This is a genomic window from Agromyces sp. GL_144 (genome assembly GCF_057834305.1).
Genome location: NZ_CM174399.1, coordinates 3411641 through 3431179, shown reverse-complemented (window position 1 = coordinate 3431179; position 19539 = coordinate 3411641). Strand labels below are relative to the sequence as shown.

Annotated in this window: 17 protein-coding genes; 13 read left to right on the top strand and 4 right to left on the bottom strand. The window is 72.0% G+C overall.

Features of this window, described 5'->3' with window-relative positions:
• Positions 1-149: 149 nt before the first annotated feature.
• The gene (locus tag AC3IPY_RS15765) at positions 150-1676 is read right to left on the bottom strand and encodes an MFS transporter (protein ID WP_489188348.1); all 1527 of its coding nucleotides are present in this window, start codon (positions 1674-1676) and stop codon (positions 150-152) included.
• A 234-nt stretch (positions 1677-1910) separates the two neighbouring features.
• Here AC3IPY_RS15765 and AC3IPY_RS15760 point away from each other — a divergent pair, with 234 nt between their 5' ends.
• Positions 1911-3101: a hypothetical protein gene (locus AC3IPY_RS15760; RefSeq protein ID WP_489185208.1), complete on the top strand. Its 1191-nt coding sequence runs from the start codon at positions 1911-1913 to the stop codon at positions 3099-3101.
• Entirely contained in the window at positions 3098-4537 is a 1440-nt protein-coding gene (locus tag AC3IPY_RS15755; RefSeq protein ID WP_489185207.1) for a DUF2252 domain-containing protein, read from the top strand. The genes AC3IPY_RS15760 and AC3IPY_RS15755 overlap by 4 nt, the downstream gene beginning before the upstream one ends.
• A gap of 67 nt (positions 4538-4604) precedes the next feature.
• Here the strand turns inward: AC3IPY_RS15755 and AC3IPY_RS15750 are convergent, their stop codons facing one another.
• Positions 4605-5510: an EamA family transporter gene (locus tag AC3IPY_RS15750; RefSeq protein WP_489185206.1), complete on the bottom strand. Its 906-nt coding sequence runs from the start codon at positions 5508-5510 to the stop codon at positions 4605-4607.
• A 371-nt stretch (positions 5511-5881) separates the two neighbouring features.
• On the opposite strand from AC3IPY_RS15750, the gene AC3IPY_RS15745 reads away from it, so the two are divergent.
• Entirely contained in the window at positions 5882-6868 is a 987-nt protein-coding gene (locus AC3IPY_RS15745; RefSeq protein WP_489185205.1) for an aldo/keto reductase, read from the top strand.
• 102 nt (positions 6869-6970) lie between these two features.
• Here the strand turns inward: AC3IPY_RS15745 and AC3IPY_RS15740 are convergent, their stop codons facing one another.
• Entirely contained in the window at positions 6971-7879 is a 909-nt protein-coding gene (locus AC3IPY_RS15740) for a helix-turn-helix transcriptional regulator (RefSeq protein WP_489185204.1), read from the bottom strand.
• Positions 7880-8054: 175 nt separating this feature from the next.
• On the opposite strand from AC3IPY_RS15740, the gene AC3IPY_RS15735 reads away from it, so the two are divergent.
• The 3 genes from AC3IPY_RS15735 to AC3IPY_RS15725 all read left to right on the top strand — a co-directional run bounded on the left by AC3IPY_RS15735 (position 8055) and on the right by AC3IPY_RS15725 (position 10864).
• A complete protein-coding gene (locus AC3IPY_RS15735) occupies positions 8055-8594 on the top strand; it encodes a GNAT family N-acetyltransferase (protein WP_489185203.1) in 540 nt (179 codons plus the stop codon).
• Positions 8595-8670: 76 nt separating this feature from the next.
• Positions 8671-10152, top strand: a complete 1482-nt coding sequence (locus tag AC3IPY_RS15730; protein ID WP_489185202.1) for an aminopeptidase P family protein — start codon at positions 8671-8673, stop codon at positions 10150-10152.
• Positions 10153-10192: 40 nt separating this feature from the next.
• Positions 10193-10864, top strand: a complete 672-nt coding sequence (locus tag AC3IPY_RS15725) for a GntR family transcriptional regulator (protein WP_489185201.1) — start codon at positions 10193-10195, stop codon at positions 10862-10864.
• 33 nt (positions 10865-10897) lie between these two features.
• Here AC3IPY_RS15725 and glsA read toward each other — a convergent pair whose 3' ends face one another.
• On the bottom strand, positions 10898-12169 hold the full coding sequence (gene glsA, locus AC3IPY_RS15720; protein WP_489185200.1) for a glutaminase A: 1272 nt from the start codon (positions 12167-12169) through the stop codon (positions 10898-10900).
• A gap of 295 nt (positions 12170-12464) precedes the next feature.
• Between glsA and AC3IPY_RS15715 the strand changes: the two genes are divergently transcribed.
• The 7 genes from AC3IPY_RS15715 (at position 12465) to AC3IPY_RS15685 (ending at position 19481) form a co-directional block, all read left to right on the top strand.
• On the top strand, positions 12465-13661 hold the full coding sequence (locus AC3IPY_RS15715) for an NAD(P)/FAD-dependent oxidoreductase (RefSeq protein ID WP_489185199.1): 1197 nt from the start codon (positions 12465-12467) through the stop codon (positions 13659-13661).
• Positions 13661-13984 carry a (2Fe-2S)-binding protein gene (locus AC3IPY_RS15710; protein ID WP_489185198.1) on the top strand — a complete coding sequence of 108 codons (324 nt, stop codon included), beginning with the start codon at positions 13661-13663 and terminating at the stop codon, positions 13982-13984. The genes AC3IPY_RS15715 and AC3IPY_RS15710 overlap by 1 nt, the downstream gene beginning before the upstream one ends.
• Positions 13981-15582: an FAD-dependent oxidoreductase gene (locus tag AC3IPY_RS15705; RefSeq protein ID WP_489185197.1), complete on the top strand. Its 1602-nt coding sequence runs from the start codon at positions 13981-13983 to the stop codon at positions 15580-15582. The genes AC3IPY_RS15710 and AC3IPY_RS15705 overlap by 4 nt, the downstream gene beginning before the upstream one ends.
• A complete protein-coding gene (locus tag AC3IPY_RS15700) occupies positions 15579-16496 on the top strand; it encodes a dihydrodipicolinate synthase family protein (protein ID WP_489185196.1) in 918 nt (305 codons plus the stop codon). The genes AC3IPY_RS15705 and AC3IPY_RS15700 overlap by 4 nt, the downstream gene beginning before the upstream one ends.
• A 57-nt stretch (positions 16497-16553) precedes the next feature.
• The gene (locus AC3IPY_RS15695; RefSeq protein WP_489185195.1) at positions 16554-17555 is read left to right on the top strand and encodes a proline racemase family protein; all 1002 of its coding nucleotides are present in this window, start codon (positions 16554-16556) and stop codon (positions 17553-17555) included.
• A 103-nt stretch (positions 17556-17658) separates the two neighbouring features.
• On the top strand, positions 17659-19143 hold the full coding sequence (locus tag AC3IPY_RS15690) for an aldehyde dehydrogenase (NADP(+)) (protein WP_489185194.1): 1485 nt from the start codon (positions 17659-17661) through the stop codon (positions 19141-19143).
• Between the two features lie 71 nt (positions 19144-19214).
• Positions 19215-19481, top strand: coding sequence for a GlsB/YeaQ/YmgE family stress response membrane protein (locus AC3IPY_RS15685; protein ID WP_489185193.1), 267 nt, complete (start codon positions 19215-19217; stop codon positions 19479-19481).
• Positions 19482-19539 lie beyond the last annotated feature (58 nt).

Here is a 19539-nt window from a genome sequence, read left to right as displayed (position 1 = left end):
CGAACATGTATGCCAGGCCCGCGCCGATGACGACGAGCCACGTCGTGAACACTGCCCTCATGCTGCCGAAGCTAGACCCGGACGGCAGCGCGTGGCGCCGCGGAACACGGCGAGGCGGGACATCCGCTCGCCCATGCCCGCAGAGGCGCTCAGCCGAGGAGCATGCCCTCGGCCGCGTCGTTCGGCTTCGGATCGGGCTGGCGCCGCATGCGGAAGCCGTTGACGAGGCCGAGGATCGCTGCGACGAGCGGGATGAGCAGGGCGATCTGCAGCGCGATCGGTCGGGCGTCGGTGTTGATGCGGATGACCTCGTCGGCGATCTCGTCGGGCTGCGCGACGAGCAGTTCGTCGAGGGCGTCGTTCGTCATGATCTGGGCGTCCTCCTCGAGGACCTGGGCGACCTGCGCCTTCTCGTCGGACGGGAGCACCGTGCTCGCGTTCGCCATGCTCGTGAACGTGAACGAGAGCACCGCGAGCAGGATCGCGCCCGCGAAGGCGAGCCCGAACGAGAGGCCGAAGGACCCGGCGGCGGAGTTCACGCCCGCCGCCTCGCTCACCCGCTCGTTCGAGATCGGCGAGAGCGTGTAGTTGTTCAGCTGGGAGACCAGCAGGCCGAGGCCCGTGCCCGCGACGATGAGCGGTCCGAGCAGCCACCACCCGGAGTCCGCGCGCGGCACGAGGGGGATCAGGATCACGAGGCCGAGCGTGAGGAACACGAAGCCCCAGAGGATGAGGTTCGCCGGCCGACGCGAGCCGGCCCGGCGGCCGACGAGCATCGCCACGGCGAACATGCTGAGCGAGAGCGGCGCGATCGAGAGGCCCGCCAGCAGGGCGTTGTACCCGAGCACCATCTGCAGGTAGATCGGGAGCACGATCATGGTGCCGCCGAGCGCGATCTGCTGCAGCAGCTGCCCGGTGATGCCGAGCTTGAACAGCTTCGAGGCGAAGAGCCCGGGGTCGATGAGCGTGGGCTTTCCGAGCCGCTTGCGCCGAACGAGCCAGTACGCCAGGCTGCCGAGCCCGATGAGCCCCACGGCGATGAGCACGCCGACGGCCTCGCCGCCCTCCTGCCAGACGAGGATGCCGATCACGACGCCGCCCATGCCGACGACCGAGAGCAGCGCGCCGACGACGTCGATGCGGCGCGGGCCCGTGTAGGGCACGTCCTTCACGAGCCGGATGCCGCTCAGGACGACCACGATGATGAGCGCCTCGAGCAGGAACGAGACGCGCCAGGAGAGGAAGGTGGTGATCACGCCGCCGATGAGCGGACCCACCGCGGCCGCGATCGCGGCCGAGGCGCCGACCATCGCGTACACCCGCGTCTGCGCCGCGCCCTCGAAGTTGCCGTGGATGAGCGACTGCATCGAGGGCAGCAGCAGTGAGGCGCCGAGCCCGCCGATGACGGCCCAGAACACGATGATCGGCACGAGGCTCTGCGCGAGCGTCATGGCCACCGCGCCCGTGGCGTAGCAGAGCAGCCCGATCACGTAGGCGCGCTTGCGGCCGATGAGGTCGCCGACCTTGCCGCCGATCAGGATGAACGCCGCGGAGACGAGCGCCTCGAGGGCGATCGCGCTCTGGACGCCGCTGACGGTGGTGCCGATGTCTTCCACGACCGCGGAGATCGACACGTTCATGATCGACGTGTCGACGACGAGCACGAACATCGCCATCGCCAGCAGGAGGGCGAGCCTCCCGTTGAACGTCGCACCGGTCGTGTTCTCGGATGCGCTCACGGGCCCCTCCTCCGTGCCGGGACGTCGCAATCCACGATCGGTGACGTCGTCACCGCCAAACTAGTCCTGAAGTCGAGTGAAAGTCATGCTTCTCCCGCATGTCCGCTGGCGGTACGCTCCGAATCAGGGCGCGATCGTCGCCGACTGCGCCGAGACCGTCAGGAGGTCCCTGTGCGTCAGCCGACATCCCTCGTCCGCATCCTTCGCCACCCGGTGGCCGACGCCGAGTCGCGCGAGTCCTCGGCCCTGCTCATCGGCACGGTCGCCTTCGTGCTCGGAGTGGTTCCGGCGCTCATCGTCTTCTGGGGCGCCGACCTGCCGATCTCGGGCCGCGGGTCCGTCGGCGACTTCGCCGCCATCGGCTCCGCGCTCGCGGCGCTGTTCGCGTTCGTGTACGGATGTCTCCTGCGCCGCGCGCAGCAACGCCGCGCGCGGGAGCGCGGCGCCGACGATGGGCGCGCCGCCGCCCTGGCTTGGCGACCGCTGCGCTGGTACGACATCGCCGCGCTCTGCCTGGCGCACGCGGTCATCGCCCTGCTCGGATGGATCGGGCTCGCCTCGATCTTCAGCTCGGGCTTCGAGGGCGCGCGCATCTACGCGGTCGCGGGCGCGACCCTCGCCGGAGCGGTCATGGCCATCACGGCCTACGCGGCGTTCCTCTCCGCGGTGAACCTCACGCCGATGCTGCTCTCGATCGTGCTCGCACTCTTCCTCGCGGTCGGCACGCTCGCGAGCACGCTCAGCGCGACGGATCCGCTGTGGTGGCAGAAGAACCTCAGCACCCTCGGCATCAGCGACGACATCTCGGCGCTCGCGTTCAACCTCTCGCTGATCATCGCCGGTGTCATGGTCACGACGATCTCGCATTACGCCACGGCCTGGCTGCCCTCCGGGACGCCGCGCGAGGCACGGGGACGCAACCTCGTGCGCATCGGCCTCATCGTCATCGGCATCCTGCTCGCCTGCGTCGGCCTCTTCCCGGTCGACGAGTTCTTCGAGATCCACAACGTGTCGGCGTCGGGCATGGCGGTCGTCTACGTGACGATGGTGATCGCGCTGCCGAGCCTCGTGCCGTCGATGCCGCGCGTGTTCATCATGCTGGGCTACGTGTTCGTCGGGGTGATCGCGGTGCTCGCGGTCTTCTTCATCACCGGGTACTACAACCTCACCGCGGTCGAGCTCGTCGCGTTCGTGCTCATCTTCTCGTGGCTCATCGTCTTCCTCCGCACTGCGGGTTCTGTGGCGCCGGATGCCTCGACCGACCTGGAGGCCGCAGATCGGGCCGCCGCGCCGGTCGGCGCCGAGGGGCGGGCGGGTGCCGCCGAGCCGCCCCGGCCCACGCAGACCGGGCCCGGCGCATGAACGCCGGGCACGAGGCATCCGCGGCCCGCCTGACCCCGTTGTCGCCCGACTTCGACGCCCGCCGCGAGGCCGGCCGTGCGGTGCGCGCACGCCTGCGCCGCGCCGATCACGCGCAGTGGGCGCCCTCGCCGACCAGGGCGGATCCGGTCTCGCTGCTCGAGGAGCAGGCCGAGCTGCGCGACCCCGAACTCGTGCCCGTTCGCCACGGACGCATGCGGACCTCGCCGTTCGCGTTCTTCCGGGGTGCGGCGCTGATCATGGCCGCCGACCTCGCGACGGGCCCCGACAGCGGGCTCGTCGCGCAGCTCTGCGGCGACGCGCACCTGTCGAACTTCGGGCTCTTCGGCTCGGCCGAGCGGCGGCTCGTGTTCGACATCAACGACTTCGACGAGACGCTGCCGGGTCCCTTCGAATGGGACGTCAAGCGGCTCGTCGCGAGCGTCGAGGTCGCCGGTCGGCACCGCGGCTTCAGCGACGGCGAGCGACGCGACCTGCGGCTCGCCGCCGTGCGCGGGTACCGGGAGCAGATGCGGGCCTCGGCCGAGGCATCCGTGCTCGACGCCTGGTACGACACGTTCGCGGCCGAGCGCATGCAGGAGTGGGTGCGCCGCGAGCGCGACGCCGAGCGCATCAGGAAGCGGCAGGTGAACCTGCTCGACCAGGTCGTCGCGAAGGCCCGCACGAAGGACCGCATGAAGGCCTTCTCGAAGCTCGTGGCGACCGAGGGCGGTCGCATGCGGATCGTCGCCGACCCGCCGATCATCGTGCCCGTCGAGGATTTCGTCGACGGCGGGGAAGCCGAGACCGCCGAGCTCATGGGCACGGTGCTCGACTCGTATCGCTCGACGCTGCTGGCCGAGCGCCACCCGCTCGCGGAGTACACCTACGTGCACATGGCGCGGCGCGTCTCGGGGGTCGGCAGCGTGGGCACCCGCGCCTGGATCATGCTGCTGCGCGGGCGGGACGACGGCGATCCGCTGCTGCTGCAGGCCAAGGAGGCGCAGGCCTCGGTGCTCGAGCGCTTCCTCGGGCCGAGCGAGTACGCGAGCCATGGCGAGCGCGTCGTGCGCGGCCAGCGACTCATGCAGGCGTCGGGCGACATCTTCCTCGGGTGGCAGCGCGGCATCGCAGATCCGACCGGAGGGCGACGCGACTTCTACGTGCGCCAGCTGCACGACTGGAAGGGGACGTTCGATCCCGAGCGCATGGAGCCGAGCGGCGCCGTGCTCTATGCGCAGCTCTGCGGCGAGACGCTCGCGCGGGCGCACGGTCGCACCGGCGATCGGGTGCGGATCGCCGCGTACCTCGGCGCCTCCCGCGTGTTCGACGAGGCGCTCTCGGAGTTCGCCGAGCGCTACGCCGACCAGAACGACGCGGACTACGGCGCGTTCACGCGGGCGATCGACGAGGGGCGGCTCGAGGCGGTCGACGCCTGAGCCCGGCGGCCGTGGCATCGCAGCTCATCTCGCCGGCACAACAGGACATGGTGCCGGCACGGCGAGGTCACGTCGCCATGAGGGCGACCCCGGCCACCACCATGACGGATGCCGCGACCCGCCACCCGGCGCGCCCCTCTCGGAGCGCGAGCGCGCCGAACAGGCTGACGAGCACGACGCTGACCTCGCGCATGGGCGCGACGAGCGCGACCGGGGCCATCGTCACCGCGACCAGCACGAGGATGTACGACAGCGGCGACAGCAGGCCGAAGAGCAGCACCCGCGGCCAGTGCGCACGGGCGACCGCCGCGACCGTGCGCCAACGGTCCCCGAGCCCGGCGCCGAAGAGCACCATCTCGCCGAGCGTGCAGCCGACCATGAAGGCCACCGGGGTCACCGACCACTCGCGCACGGCCTGCGCGTCCCAGATCGTGTAGGCGGCGATCGCGACGCCGGTGACGAGGCCCCACGCGATGCCCGCGTCGAGGCGGAGGCGCCGACCCGAGGGACCGCGTCGGCCCGAGGCATCCGTCGTCGGCGGCACCCGGCGGCCGCGGTCGATCAGGCCGATCGCGACCACCGCCGCGATGATGACGCCGACCCCGGCGAGCGCCCAGCCCGAGGGTCGCTCACCGAGCACGAGCACCGCGACGATCACGCTGATCGTCGGCCCGGTGCCGCGCGCGGTTGCGTAGACGGTCGAGAGACGTCCCGTCGCGTAGCCGCGCTGCAGCACGAGCATGTAGGCGCAGTGCAGCACCGCCGAGACCGCCACGGCCAGGAGGAAGTGACCGGCGGATGCCCCGCCGAGACCGCCCGTCATCGGCACGACCGGGAGCCAGATGAGCGTCGAGGCGAGCGCGCCCAGCCAGAGGAACGGGAGGCCGATGCGGCTGACGCCGTGGGCGAGGATGTTCCACGCGGCGTGGCAGACGGCGGCGGCGAGCACGAGCGCGAGAGCGATGGGGGACAAGGCGGACCCTTCAGGTCGCCGCGGGCGCGACGAACCGGGTCCTCCGGGCTTTTGTCCTGTCAGATGACGCCCGCCGTCGGACGGCCGGCGTGGCGCCGCTCGGACCAGGCGGATCTCGCGATCCCGGAACCCTAGGCGCTATCGCGGGTGACGATAGCACAGCCGCGTGAACGGGGGTTCACCCGGGTCGATGCGACGAGGGGCGGCATCCGCCCGGTCGTGGCATCCGCCGTCCATGATCCTCCTGGCCGGGCGCGGGTGACAGGGTCTGGCGGTACCTGTTCCGTCAGGGGCTCCCGCGCGCCGCCGCGCGAGCGTGGAATGGAAGACGCCGACAGGACATGATCGAACACGGAGCGAAGGAGCGGCGGATGCACACGCGAACACTCGGCCAGGGCCTGGAGGTCTCGGCCATCGGGCTCGGCGCCATGGGCATGTCCCAGAGCTACGGGCCGAACCCCGGCGACCGCGACGACATGATCGGCGTGCTGCGGTACGCCGTCGAGCACGGGGTGACCTTCATCGACACCGCGGAGGTCTACGGCCCGTGGGTCAACGAGGAACTCGTCGGCGAGGCGATCGCCCCGATCCGCGACCAGGTCGTGGTCGCGACGAAGTTCGGCTTCAACCTGGTCGACGGCCGGATGAGCGGGGTCGACTCGCGCCCCGAGCACATCAGGGCGGTGGCGGATGCCTCGCTGCAACGTCTCGGCATCGACGTGATCGATCTCCTCTACCAGCACCGCGTCGACCCGAACGTGCCGATCGAGGACGTCGCCGGCACCGTCGGAGAGCTCGTCGCCGAGGGAAAGGTGCGCCACTTCGGGCTCTCGGAGGCTGCCGCGGCGACGATCCGGCGCGCGCACGCCGTGCACCCCGTGACCGCCGTGCAGAGCGAGTACTCGCTCTGGACCCGCGACCCCGAAGCCGAGGTGCTGCCGGCGGTCGCCGAGCTCGGCATCGGGTTCGTGCCGTTCAGTCCGCTCGGCAAGGGGTTCCTGACCGGCACGGTCTCGGCCGAGGCGAGCTTCGCCGAAGGGGAGATCCGCGCCAGGGTGCCCCGGTTCGAGCGTGAGAACCTGCTGGCGAACCAGGCCCTCGTCGATCACGTGCGCGCGCTCGCCGACGGGCGGGGCGCGACGCCCGGACAGGTCGCGCTCGCCTGGCTGCTGGCGCAGCATCCGTTCATCGTGCCGATCCCCGGCACGCGTCGTCGCGAGCGCATCGACGAGAACGCGGGTGCGACCGGCGTCGCCCTCTCGGCCGACGACATCGCCGACCTCGACGCGCTCGTCGACCGCATCGGCGTGGCCGGCAACCGCTACGACGAGGCCGGCATGGCGGCGGTCGGCCTCTGACCCTCACCGAGGGCGAGTACCCCGCGGTCGAGTGGGCGCGTCAGCGCGTATCGAGACCCGTGATCACGTCGGGAACACCGGTCTCGATACGCTCCCTCGTCGCTACTCGACCGACGATGCCGGTGCGGCCTGCCTGCTCGACACGTCTGCCGTGAGCTCGGCGGCGTTCGTCGCCGCCCATGAGGCGAGCAGCTTCAGGGCGTCGGCCGACGCCGAATCAGCGGGTGCGGTGTAGACGTTCAGCACGAGGCCGGGCTCGCTCGGCAGCTCCATGGACTCGTAGTTCAGATCGAGGTCGCCGACGACGGGGTGGTGCAGTCGCTTCAGCCCGCTGCGGTGGAACTTCACGTCGCGCGAGGCCCATCGCTCGCGGAACAGCTCGCTCTGCGTCGAGAGCTCCCCGACGAGGCGGATCAGGTCGGGATCGTGCGGATTGCGCCCCGCCTCGAGTCGCAGCATCGCGGCCGAGTCGTGGGTGATCTGGTCGTAGTCGCGCCAGAACTCGCGCGCGGCGGGGTTCAGGTAGGCGAACCGCGTCGTGTTGACCGGGCGGCGCGGGTCATCGAAGACGGGGGAGTAGAGGGCGCGCGCGAGCAGGTTCGCCGCGAGGATGTCGTGCCGCCCGTTGCGCACCCACGCCGGGGCGTCGGCGATGGCGTCGAGCACCTGCTGCACGGCCGGGCGCACGGTGGCCTTGGCCTTCGCGGGGCGCCTGCGCGGCGCCGGACCCGCGGCCCGCGCGAGGTCGAAGAGGTACTCGCGCTCGGCGTCGTCGAGTTGCAGCGTGCGCGCGAGCGCGTCGAGCACGCCCTCGGAGGCCCCGGCCAGGTCGCCGCGCTCGAGGCGCACGTAGTAGTCGACCGAGACGCCCGCGAGCATCGCGACCTCTTCGCGACGGAGGCCCGGCACACGACGGTTGCCGCCGTAGGCCGGGAGCCCGGCCTGCTCGGGTGTGATGCGGGCTCGTCGGGAACTCAGGAACTCGCGGATGTCGGCGCGCACGTCTTCCATGCCTCAACGCTACGTCCGAGGGCGCCCCGGAAGGGAGGCCCTGCGGGGGCCACGTTCGGCCGCCTGGGCGATCGTGCGGGCGGCGGTCGCGCGCGCGGCCGTGCGCGCAGAGGCGGCTGCTAGCGTGGTTCGCTGCCCCGCGGCATCCGCGGTGCCCACCGCAGGGGAGGAATGCATGCGCAACCCGGTCGAACTCGACGGCGGCATCGTGGTGCGCCTGCTGGCCGACGGCGACGGGTCCGCGCTCGCCGAGGCCTACCGGCGCAATCGCGAGCATCTCGCGCCGTGGGAGCCCGAGCGCTCAGAGGGGTTCTTCTCCGACGCCGTGCACGTGCGCGACGTGAAGGCGCAGCGCGACCGGTACGAGGCCGGCACGGCGATCCCGCTGGTGCTCGCCGACGGCGACGAGATCGTCGGACGGGTCAACCTCACCGACGTCGTGCGCGGGGCGTTCCAGAACGCCCACCTCGGCTACTGGGTCGACCGACGCCTCACCGGCAGGGGGCTCGCCACCATGGCCGTCGGCGTCGCGCTGCACGCCGCACGCGAGGCGGGCCTGCATCGCGTGCAGGCCGGCACGCTCGTGCACAACGCGGCGTCGCAGGCCGTGCTCGCGCGCAACGGGTTCGAGCGGTTCGGCCTCGCGCACCGGTACCTGCGCATCGCCGGCGAATGGCAGGACCACGTGCTGTTCGAGCGGCTGCTCGAGGACTGAGCCGTCGGCGTCCGCGCGGTTCGCGGCGACTCTCTGTAATATGTCACCTATTACATCGATGGAGGCGGCGCCGAGCATGAACGAATCACGTACGACCACGCATGCGGGCCACGATCACGGGGCAGCGCCCGCGCCTGCCGCGTCCATGCCGGCCGCCGACACGCGCGATCCGAGGCTGCCGCGGCTGCGCGAGGTGCCCGCCTTCCTGGAGTACATGGCCGCCGGGTGGGATGCCCCAGATCGCACGCCGCCGGTCGAACCCGGCGTGGCCGAGGCATCCGCCGCCCATCGTGCGCGTCTGAGCGCCGCGCTGCCCGGCCGCACGATCGTGGTCGCGGCCGGCCGGGCCCCCGTGCGTGCGAACGACACGAACTACGACTTCCGCCCCGACAGCGACTTCTTCTGGTTGAGCGGATGCTCCGCCGAGGACGCCGTCGTCGTCTTGACGCCCGCCGGAACCGGCCACGACGCGACCCTGTTCGTGCCGGCGCCCGCGTACCCCGGCAACCCCGGCTTCTTCGCCGACGCGGCGCACGGCGAACTCTGGGTCGGGTCTGCGCCGGACACGGGCGACTGGGCCGCCGCGCTCGAGATCGAGGTGCGCACGCTCGACCGGCTCGCGGAGCTCGTCGACCGGCCGGGTGACGTGCTGCTGACCGGCACCCTGAACTCCGGGCACGCCGCGCTCGCAGGCCTGCCGCGCTCGCCGGAGCTCGGCCGGGTGCTCGCCGAGCTCCGCATGGTCAAGGACGACTGGGAGGTCGCAGAGCTGCGCCGCGCGGTCGACACGACCGTCGAGGGGTTCCGCAGCGTCATCCGCGAGGTGCCGAACGCGATCGGGTTCGGCGGCGAGCGCTGGCTGCAGGGCACCTTCGACCGCCACGCGCGCACGTTCGGCAACGGACCCGGCTACTCGACGATCGTGGGTTCCGCCGAGCATGCGCCGACCCTGCACTGGGTGCGCTGCGACGGCCCCGTGAAGCCCGACGAGCTGCTGCTGCTCGACATGGGCGTCGAGAATCGCACGTACTACACGGCGGACGTCACGCGCACGTTCCCCGCATCCGGCACCTTCAGCGCCGCGCAGCGCGAGGTGCACGACCTCGTGGAGCGCTCGCACCGGGCCGGGCTCGCGGCCGTGGCGCCCGGGCGGCCCTTCTCCGACTTCCACACCGCGGCGATGGAGGTCATCGCGAACGGGCTGTCGGACTGGGGGCTGCTGCCCGTCTCGGTCGACGAGGCGCTCTCGCCGCAGGGCCAGCATCACCGTCGCTACCTCGTCTGCGGCGTCGGACATCACCTCGGACTCGACGTGCACGACTGCGCGCAGTCGAGCTACGAGGCCTACCAGGGCGCCGCGATGACCCCCGGCATGGTGCTCACGGTCGAGCCCGGGCTCTACTTCCACGCGTTCGACACGACCGTGCCGCCGGAGCTGCGTGGCATCGGCGTGCGCCTCGAGGACGATATTTTGGTCACGACCGGTGGTTCCGAGGTACTGTCGGCTGCGCTGCCGATCGACGCGACCGGCATCGAGCAGTGGATGCGCGCGCAGTGACCTGCCCCGCATCGCCACCTCCGACAGAGAGGACAGCGAGATGGCCGTCACGGCGATCGGACCGGTCGAAGCGCAGCCGAGCCTCCGCGCACGCGTGGAGCACGCGCTGTCGGCGGCGATCATCTCGGGGGAGCTCGCGCCCGGAGAACTGCTGACGGTGCCCACCCTCGCGACCCGGTTCGACGTCTCGGCGACGCCGGTGCGCGAGGCGATGCTCGACCTCGAGGGTCGGGGGTTCGTCGAGCCCGTGCGCAACAAGGGCTTCCGCGTCACCACCGTCAGCCCAGAGGCGCTGCGCGAGATCGTCGAGGTGCGTCAGCTCCTCGAGCCGCCCGCGATGGAGGAACTCGCGCGGCGGTTCCCGGCCGACAAGCTGCCCGAGCTGCGGGTGCTCGCCGAGCAGATCGTGCTCGGCGCGCGCTCGGGCGACCTTCGCAGCTACCTCGAGGCCGACCTCGAGTTCCATCTCGCCCTCACGCGTCTGCTCGGCAACCGCCTGCTCGTGGACACCGTCGCCGACCTGCGTTCACGCACGCGCCTCGTCGGCCTGTCGGACATGCTGCAGACCAAGCGCCTCGACGAATCGGCCGAGGAGCACCTCGTGCTGCTGCAGCACCTCGCCGACGGCGACGCGCAGGCGGCGCGAGCGCTCATGCACCGCCACATCCACCACACGCTCGGCTGGTGGGCGGGCAACCCCGAGGGGGAGTAGGGCACGATCACGGATGCCGCGGCCGGCCCGCCCTCAGTCGCCGAGCACGCCGTCGGGGTCGCGCAGCTCCACGCGCGGCCGGCCCTCGGGCGTCTCGCCCAGGGACTCCGCGGCCCAACGGAAGATGCGGGCGGCGGGCTCGCCGACCCTGGTCACCGAACCGAAGTCGAGCGTGACGCTGCGCTCGGACTCGAGCAGGGGCAGCAGGCGCGTGAGCACCTCCTCGGCGTTGCCGAACGTCAGGTCGCCGCGCAGCATCGCGACGACGTCGTCGCCGGCGATGTCGGGATCCGCCCCGGCGCCGCCGACCGAGATCTCGCCGATCGGCGAGAGCGGCGCGTCGCGGTGCTCGAGCATGTGCAGGCCGTGCCGTTCGCTGAGCTCCTCGAGCATGGCGACGCCGCGCACGCTGTTGCCGCGCGGGTCGAGCCTCGGGCTGAACGTTCCGATGCCGAACTGCTCGGGCTGCAGCGCGGCGATGCCGCCGCCGACGCCGCTCTTGGCGGGCAGCCCGACCCGCACGAGCCACTCGCCGGAGGCGTCGTACATGCCGCAGCTGGTCATGACCGCCATCGTCCAGCGGGCGACGTCTTCGCTCACGACGCGCTCGCGCGTCACGGGGTTCACGCCGCCGCCCGCGAGCGTGGCCGCCATGATGGCCAGGTCGCGTGCGGTCACGTCGACGGAGCACTGCCTGAAGTACGCGGTCGTCGCCACCTCGGCGCTCGAGGCGAGCGTGCCCGCCGAACGTGCGAGATAGGCGAGTGCGCGATTGCGGTCGCCGGTGGTCGCCTCGGACTCGAACACCGACTCGTCGACGTCGAGCGTGCGACCGGCGAACGCCGAGAGGCCGGCGTCGATCACGGCGAACTTCTCGTCGGCGTCGTCGCCGCGAATGAGCGAGCTCGTCACGATCGCGCCCGCGTTGATCATCGGGTTCAGGGGGCGACCGGTCGACTCCTCGAGGCTGATCGCGTTGAACGGCTCGCCGCTCGGCTCGAGGCCGACATGCCGGATGACCTCGGCGAGCCCCGACTGCTCGAGCGCGAGGGCGAACACGAACGGCTTGGAGACCGACTGGATGGTGAACTCCGCGTCGCTGTCGCCGGCCGCGTGCACCGTGCCGCGCACGCTCGCGAGGGCGATGCCGAGCTGCTCGGGATCTTCGCGGGCGAGCTCGGGGATGTACGAGGCGAGTTCGCCGGAGGTCAGCGGACGGGCCTTCTCGACGACGGAGACGAGCACGGCGGCGAGCGCCGAACTCAGCGGGGACGGCATGCTCGCGGTGGACTCGTCGGCGGCCATGCGCTCAGCCTAGTGAGGCGTCCGCCGGAGCCGCCGCCGAAGCATCCGCGTCGTCTGCCTCGGTTGCCGGATTCGGAGTTTCGGCGACACGCCGTGCGGGTCGGGGCGGGCTCGCGGCGTGTCGCTGAAACTCCGAATCGGGTGACAGATGCCGACGGGTGACAGCCGACAGGAGGGGCGCTGGGGCGCGTACGAGGTCGTCGCGATTCGCATTGTGCCATCTGCAAATATGTGACATATTACTGAGAACGAGGATGAGAACCGCACACCATCCGGCACGCAGAGAGGAGCGCCCATGATCAGCGACGTCGTCATCGTGGGCGCGGGCATCGTCGGCGCCGCCTGCGCGAGGGCGCTCGCCGTCGCCGGGGTGCGCGTCACCGTGCTCGAACGCGGGGCCGCGGCATCCGGAACCAGTGCGAAGGGCGAGGGCAACCTCCTCGTCTCCGACAAGGGGCCGGGCGCCGAGCTCGACCTCGCCGTCTACGCCGCGTCGCTCTGGCCGCGACTCGTCGCCGAACTGGCCGATGAACTCGGGCCGGCGTTCCCGTCGCTCGAGTACGAGCGAAAGGGCGGGCTCGTCGTCGCGACGACGGATGCCGGCGCCGAGCCGCTCCTCGCGTTCGCCGCGAGCCAGCGAGCTGCGGGCGTCGATGCGCGCGCCGTCACGATCGGCGCGGCGCTCGAGCTCGAGCCCTGGCTGAATCCGGCGATCACCACCGCCGTGCACTACCCCGACGACGCGCAGGTGCAGCCCGTTATCGCGACCGAGGCGCTGCTCGCCTCCGCGCGCAACCACGGCGCGAGCGTGCGCACCGGCGTCGAGGCCACGGGCGCGAAGCGCGATGCATCCGGTCGCGTCGTCGGCGTCGTCACGACCGAGGGCGAGCTCGCGGCCGGCGCGGTGCTCATCGCGGCAGGGCCGTGGTCGGGCGAGGTCGCGCGCGACTTCGGCCTGAGTCTGCCCGTGCGCCCGCGCCGAGGCATGGTGCTCGTCACCACGCGCATGCCGCACCGCGTCTTCCACAAGGTCTACGACGGCGACTACTTCGGCGCCACCCAGTCATCGGATGCCTCGCTGCAGACCTCGAGCGTCGTCGAGTCGACCGCCGCCGGAACCGTGCTGCTCGGCTCCAGCCGCGAACAGGTCGGCTTCGACGAGCGACTGCGGGTCGACGTCATCCGCGAGGTCGCGACGAAGGCGCTGCGCCTGTTCCCGTTCCTCGCGAACGCCTCGATCATGCGCACCTACGGTGGATTCCGGCCGTTCATGCCCGACCACCTGCCCGTCATCGGCGAGGATCACCGCGCGCCGGGGCTCTGGCACGCGAGCGGGCACGAGGGCGCCGGCATCGGGCTCTCGCTCGCGACCGCCGAGATGATCGTCGCCGGCATGCTCGGCGCCGGGGGGATCGACGCGGCGCCCATCGACGCGGCCCCGTTCGGGCTCGACCGGGCGAGCCTCGCCCCGCACCTGGAGGAGGTCGCCTGATGGCCGCACGCCTGGTGCCCGCGAACCGCGATCCGATCCGCCCCGCCGCCGCGACCTCCATCGTCATCTCGATCGACGGCGACCCCGTGCCCGGCGTCGAGGGCCAGACCATCGCGGGCGTCGTGCTCGCGACCGGCCGGCTCGCCTGGCGCAGGACCTCGGTCGATGGTCGCCCGCGCGGGCTCTTCTGCGGCATCGGCGTCTGCTTCGACTGCATCGTGACCGTGAACGGCGAACGCGACGTGCGCGCCTGCCAGCGCCGCGCGGGCGACGGCGACGTGGTCGAGACCCAGCACGACGAGCTTCCGGAGGCTGCGCGATGAGCGCCGCCACTCTCGCATCTGGCGCACGCAGCGTGCTCGTCGTCGGCGCCGGCCCCGCCGGGCTCGCCGCCGCGCGGGCCGCACGTGAACGCGGGGCATCCGTCGTGCTGCTCGATGCGTCCGACGCCACCGGCGGCCAGTACTGGCGCCACTTGCCCGCCGCCCGGCCGTCGGCGAACGAGCGCGTGCTGCACCACGGCTGGGCGACGTACCGCTCGCTGCACGACGGGCTCGAGCGCGATCCCGGCTGCGAGATCGTGCTCGGCGCGCAGGTCTGGGCCATCGAGCAGGCCGATGCCTCGAGCCCGGCGGATCCGTCGGGCGACCATCGGTCGAGTGGGCCGTCCACGGCCGTATCGAGACCAGCGGATGCCGCGAGCCCGCCCGCCCCCGTCGCCGTGCACGTGCTCGTCGGCGCGCCAGACGGCTCGCGTCGGGTCGGCCGAACGTTCCGGCCCGACGCGCTCGTGCTCGCGACGGGCGCGCACGACCGCACGCTGCCGTTCCCGGGCTGGGACCTGCCCGGCGTGTTCACCGCCGGCGCGGCCCAGGCCTTCGCGAAAGGGGAACGGGTCGCCCTCGGCGAACGCGTCGTCGTTGCGGGCGCCGGCCCATTCCTGCTGCCGGTCGCCGCGTCGGTCGCGGCCACGGGGGCGAAGGTGCTCGGCGTCTACGAGGCGAGTCGCGTGCGCGGGCTCGTGAAGGGCTGGCTGCCGAAGCCGTGGCAGCTCGTGGGCGCGGCGAAGAAGGGCGGCGAGCTCGCGGGCTACGTCGGCACGCACCTGCGCCACCGCATCCCCTACGTCACCGGGCGGGCCGTCGTCGCCGCGCACGGCACCGACCGCGTCGAGGCCGTGACCATCGCCGACGTCGATGCGAACTGGACTCCGATCCCCGGCACCGAGCGCCGCGTCGAGACCGACGCCGTGTGCGTGAGCCACGGGTTCACGCCACGCCTCGAGCTGCCGATCGCCGCCGGCTGCGAGCTCACCGCCGAGCGGTTCGTGCGCATCGACGAGAGCCAGCAGACGAGCGTCGTCGGCGTCTACGCCGCGGGCGAGATCACCGGCATCGGCGGCGTCGACGCGGCCCTCGCCGAGGGTGAGATCGCCGGGCACGTCGCCGCCGGCGGCAGCGCCCGCGACACCGACCTCGCCGCGGCCGCGGGCGCGCGCCGCACGTTCACCGGCTTCGCCGCCCGCATCGAGGCGGCGCACGGCATCCGCCCGGGCTGGACCTCATGGCTCGCCGACGACACCCTCGTCTGCCGCTGCGAGGAGGTGCCGTACGGACGCCTCCGCGAGACGCGCGAGGCGACGTGCGGCAGCGGCCTGCGCTCGATGAAGCTGACGACGCGCGCCGGGCTCGGCATCTGCCAGGGCCGCATCTGCGGGCGCACGGTCGAGGAGCTCATCGGCAGGGCCGCCGAGGGCGCCGAGCCCGAGGCATCCGCCGGCCTCCTCGACCGGCGCAGCACCACCGACCAGCGCCCCACGACCGACCGCAGGCCTATCGCCTCGCCGATCCGCATCGGCGAGCTCGCCGCCACAGACCTCACCACCTCCACCACCCAGAACGTCCGAAAGGCACACCCATGACCACGCAGAAGTTCGACCTCGGTGGCGTCGTCGTCGCGACCACCCTCGCCTTCAAGGAGGACCCCTCGGCGCCCGCCGGTCTCGCCGTCGACTTCGACAGGTTCGCCGCGCACTGCGACTTCCTGATCGAGAACGGATGCCGCGGGGTCGGCCCGAACGGCTCGCTCGGCGAGTACTCGAGCCTGACCGACGCGGAGCGCCGCAAGGTGATCCAGGTCGCGGTGGAGACCGTCGCGGGTCGCGGCCTCGTCGTCGCGGGCGTGCACGGCGTGGGCTGGCACCAGGCCGTGCAGTGGGCAGAGTACGCCAAGGAGGACGGCGCCGACGGCGTGCTCGCCCTGCCGCCGACGATCTACCGCGCGAACCGCAGCGAGGTCGTCGAGCACTACACGCGCCTGAACGAGGTCGGCCTGCCGATCATGCTCTACAACAACCCCTTCGACACGAAGGTCGACCTCACGCCCGACCTCGTCGCCGAGCTGGCGCAGCTCGAGAACGTCGTCGCGATCAAGGAGTTCACGGCCGACATCCGCCGCGTGCTCGAGATCAAGGAACTCTGCGACATCGACGTCATCGCCGGCGCCGACGACCTGCTCTTCGAGTCGCTCGTCGTGGGCGCGACCGGCTGGTTCGCGGGCTACCCGAACGCGTTCCCGAAGGAGGCCGTCGAGATCTACGACCTCGTGAAGGCCGGGCGCATCGACGAGGCGCGCACGCTCTACACGCAGCTCGTCGCCGTGTTCCGCTGGGACTCGAAGACCGAGTTCGTGCAGGCCATCAAGCTGTCGATCGACATCGCCGGGCAGAGTTACGGTGGACCCACGCGTCCTCCGCGCGGTCCGCTGTCGGCCGAGCACGAGGCGCAGGTGCGTCGTGACACGCAGAAGGCGCTCGACCACATCGCGAGCCGTTGAGCTCGCGCCGCTGAGTTCGCGTCGATCGACGGAAACGACTGAAGGGCTGGAGGACGAATGCGCTCGAACCGGGTCATCTCGGCCGTCGACTCGCATACCGAGGGCATGCCGACGCGCGTCGTGACCGGTGGCGTCGGGGTGATCCCCGGCGCGACGATGAACGAGAAGCGGCTCCACTTCATGGAGCACCTCGACGACCTGCGGCTGTTCCTCATGAACGAGCCGCGCGGGCACGCCGCCATGAGCGGGGCGATCCTCCAGCCGTCGACCCGGCCCGACTGCGACTGGGGCGTCGTCTACATCGAGGTGAGCGGATGCCTCCCCATGTGCGGGCACGGAACCATCGGCGTCGCGACCGTGCTGGTCGAGACGGGCATGGTCGAGGTCGTCGAGCCGGTGACCGAGATCCGCCTCGACACCCCGGCCGGGCTCGTCATCGCGCGCGTCGCGGTGAGCGACGGGCACGCCGACTCGGTCACGATCGAGAACGTGCCGAGCTACGTCGACGTGCTCGACACTGCCGTCGAGGTGCCGGGCTACGGAACGATCCCGTACTCCATGGCCTTCGGCGGCAACTTCTACGCCATGGTCGACCTCGACGCCGTCGGGCTGCCCTACGAGCGCTCGCGCCAGCAGGAGATCATCGCGGCCGGCCTCGCGATCATGGAGGCGATCAACGAGACCGCTCCGCCGCGGCATCCGTCGATCGAGGGGGTCGACCACTGCCACCACGTCGAGTTCATCGCGCCGGGGTCGGATGCCTCGCTGTCGCGCCACGCCATGGCCATCCACCCGGGCTGGTTCGACCGGTCGCCGTGCGGCACGGGCACGTCGGCGCGCATGGCCGAGCTCTGGGCGCGCGGCGAACTGGCCCTCGACGCCGACTTCGTGAACGAGTCGTTCATCGGCAGCCGGTTCGTCGGGCGCCTCATCGCCGAGACCGAGGTCGACGGTCGGCCCGCCGTCATCCCGACCATCACGGGCCGCGCGTGGGTCACGGGCACCGCGCAGTACCTGCTCGATCCGAGCGACCCGTTCCCGACCGGCTTCCAGTTCTAGACTGCCGCACGACGCCGCCGTACGAACATTGCCGCATGATGCGGCCGACGACCCCGCCGCACGACCGCCCCACGATTCGCCGCACGATCCCGCAGGAGAGACCATGACCCCCGAGCTCGAGTCCATCGCCGCGAACGCCGCTGCGGCCGCGCAGCCCTTCGCCGACACGAACCCGCGCGACCGGGCGAGGGCGCTCGTCGCCGTCGCCGACGCGCTCGAGGCGAACGCCGACGCGCTCGTGCCGATCGGCATGGCCGAGACCGGACTCGCCGAGGCGCGTCTGCGCGGGGAGCTCAAGCGCACGGCCGTGCAGCTGCGCCTCTTCGCCGAGACCGTCGCCGACGGCGCCTACCTCGACGTGCGCATCGACGCGGCCGACCCCGGGTTCGCGCTCGGCCCGCGCGCCGACGTGCGCCGCTACCTCGTGCCGCTCGGGCCGGTCGTGAACTTCGCCGCCTCGAACTTCCCGTTCGCGTTCTCGGTCGCGGGCGGCGACACCGCGTCGGCGCTCGCCGCCGGCTGCCCCGTGATCCTCAAGGGCCACCCCGGGCACCCGGAACTCACGGGGCGCACGGCGGCCATCGTCGCCGAGGCGCTCGCCGCCGCAGGCATGCCCGACGGCGTCTTCCAGGTCGTCATGGGCCAGGAGGAGGGCGTCTCGATCCTGAAGGACCCGCGCGTGAAGGCCGGATCCTTCACGGGCTCGATCCCGGCGGGGCAGTTCCTCGCGAGCATCGCGGCCTCGCGCGACGTGCCCATCCCGTTCTTCGGCGAGCTCGGCAGCCTCAACCCGGTGTTCGTGACCGAGGGCGCGCTCGCCGAGCGCCCGGGCGAGATCGTCTCCGGCTTCGTCACCAGCGTGGGCGGGTCGGCGGGCCAGCTCTGCACGAAGCCCGGCTTCGTGTTCCTGCCGACCGGGCACGGGCTCGATCAGGGCATCGCGGATGCCGCGGCATCCGTCGCCCCGCATCGCCTGTTGAACCCGCGCATCGCCGAGGGCTACGTCGCCCGGCGCGAGGCGATCCTCGCGACCTCGGGCGTGCGGGTCGTCGCCGAAGGCCGGGTCGAGATCGACGACGACGGCCAGGGCTGGGTCACGCCGACCATCGTCGCGGTCTCGCTCGACGACCTCGTCGCCTCGCGCGAGACGCTCCTCGAGGAGTCGTTCGGCCCACTCGCGGTGCTCGTCGAGACCTCGCCCGACACCGACCTCGCCGCCCTCGTGCCCGTGCTGCTCGAGGGCAACCTCACGGCCACCGTGCACGCGGCCGCCGGCGAGGCGACGCCCGAACTGCGGTCGCTCGTGCGCGTGCTGACCGAGCACGCGGGTCGGGTGCTCTTCGGCGGTTGGCCGACCGGGGTCGCCGTCACCCCGGCGATGCAGCACGGCGGGCCGTGGCCCGCGACGACCAACGACTCCTCGACCTCGGTCGGCACGGCGGCGATCACCCGGTTCCTGCGGCCCGTCGCCTACCAGGGCGCGCCAGAGGAGCTGCTGCCCGCCCCGCTGCAGACGGCGAATCCGTGGGGCGTGCCGCAGGCGATCTCGCCCGCCGGAGAGTCGACCGCCTGGGGCGCCAACCTCTGACGCGCCGCGCGGGCGCTTGCGCGCGCACCCGGCGAGTGGTTTGTTGAGGAACAACGGCAAAGGAGCACATCATGAGTTTTCTCGGGTTCCTCATCCTCGGCCTCATCGCGGGGGCGATCGCCAAGCTGATCCTGCCGGGCAAGCAGGGCGGTGGCTGGTTCATCACGCTGCTGCTCGGCGTCGTCGGGGCACTGCTCGGCGGCTGGCTCGGCAGCCTCATCCTCAACCGGCCCCTGACCGAGTTCTGGGATCTCGGCACCTGGCTGCTGGCCATCGCCGGCTCGATCATCGTGCTGCTGATCTACGGGTTCGCGACGCGGGGCAGCCGCAAGGCCTGATCTCGGCGGCCGAGTGGCGACGAAGGAGCGTATCGAGACCTGAGGGCGCGTCGGGTCT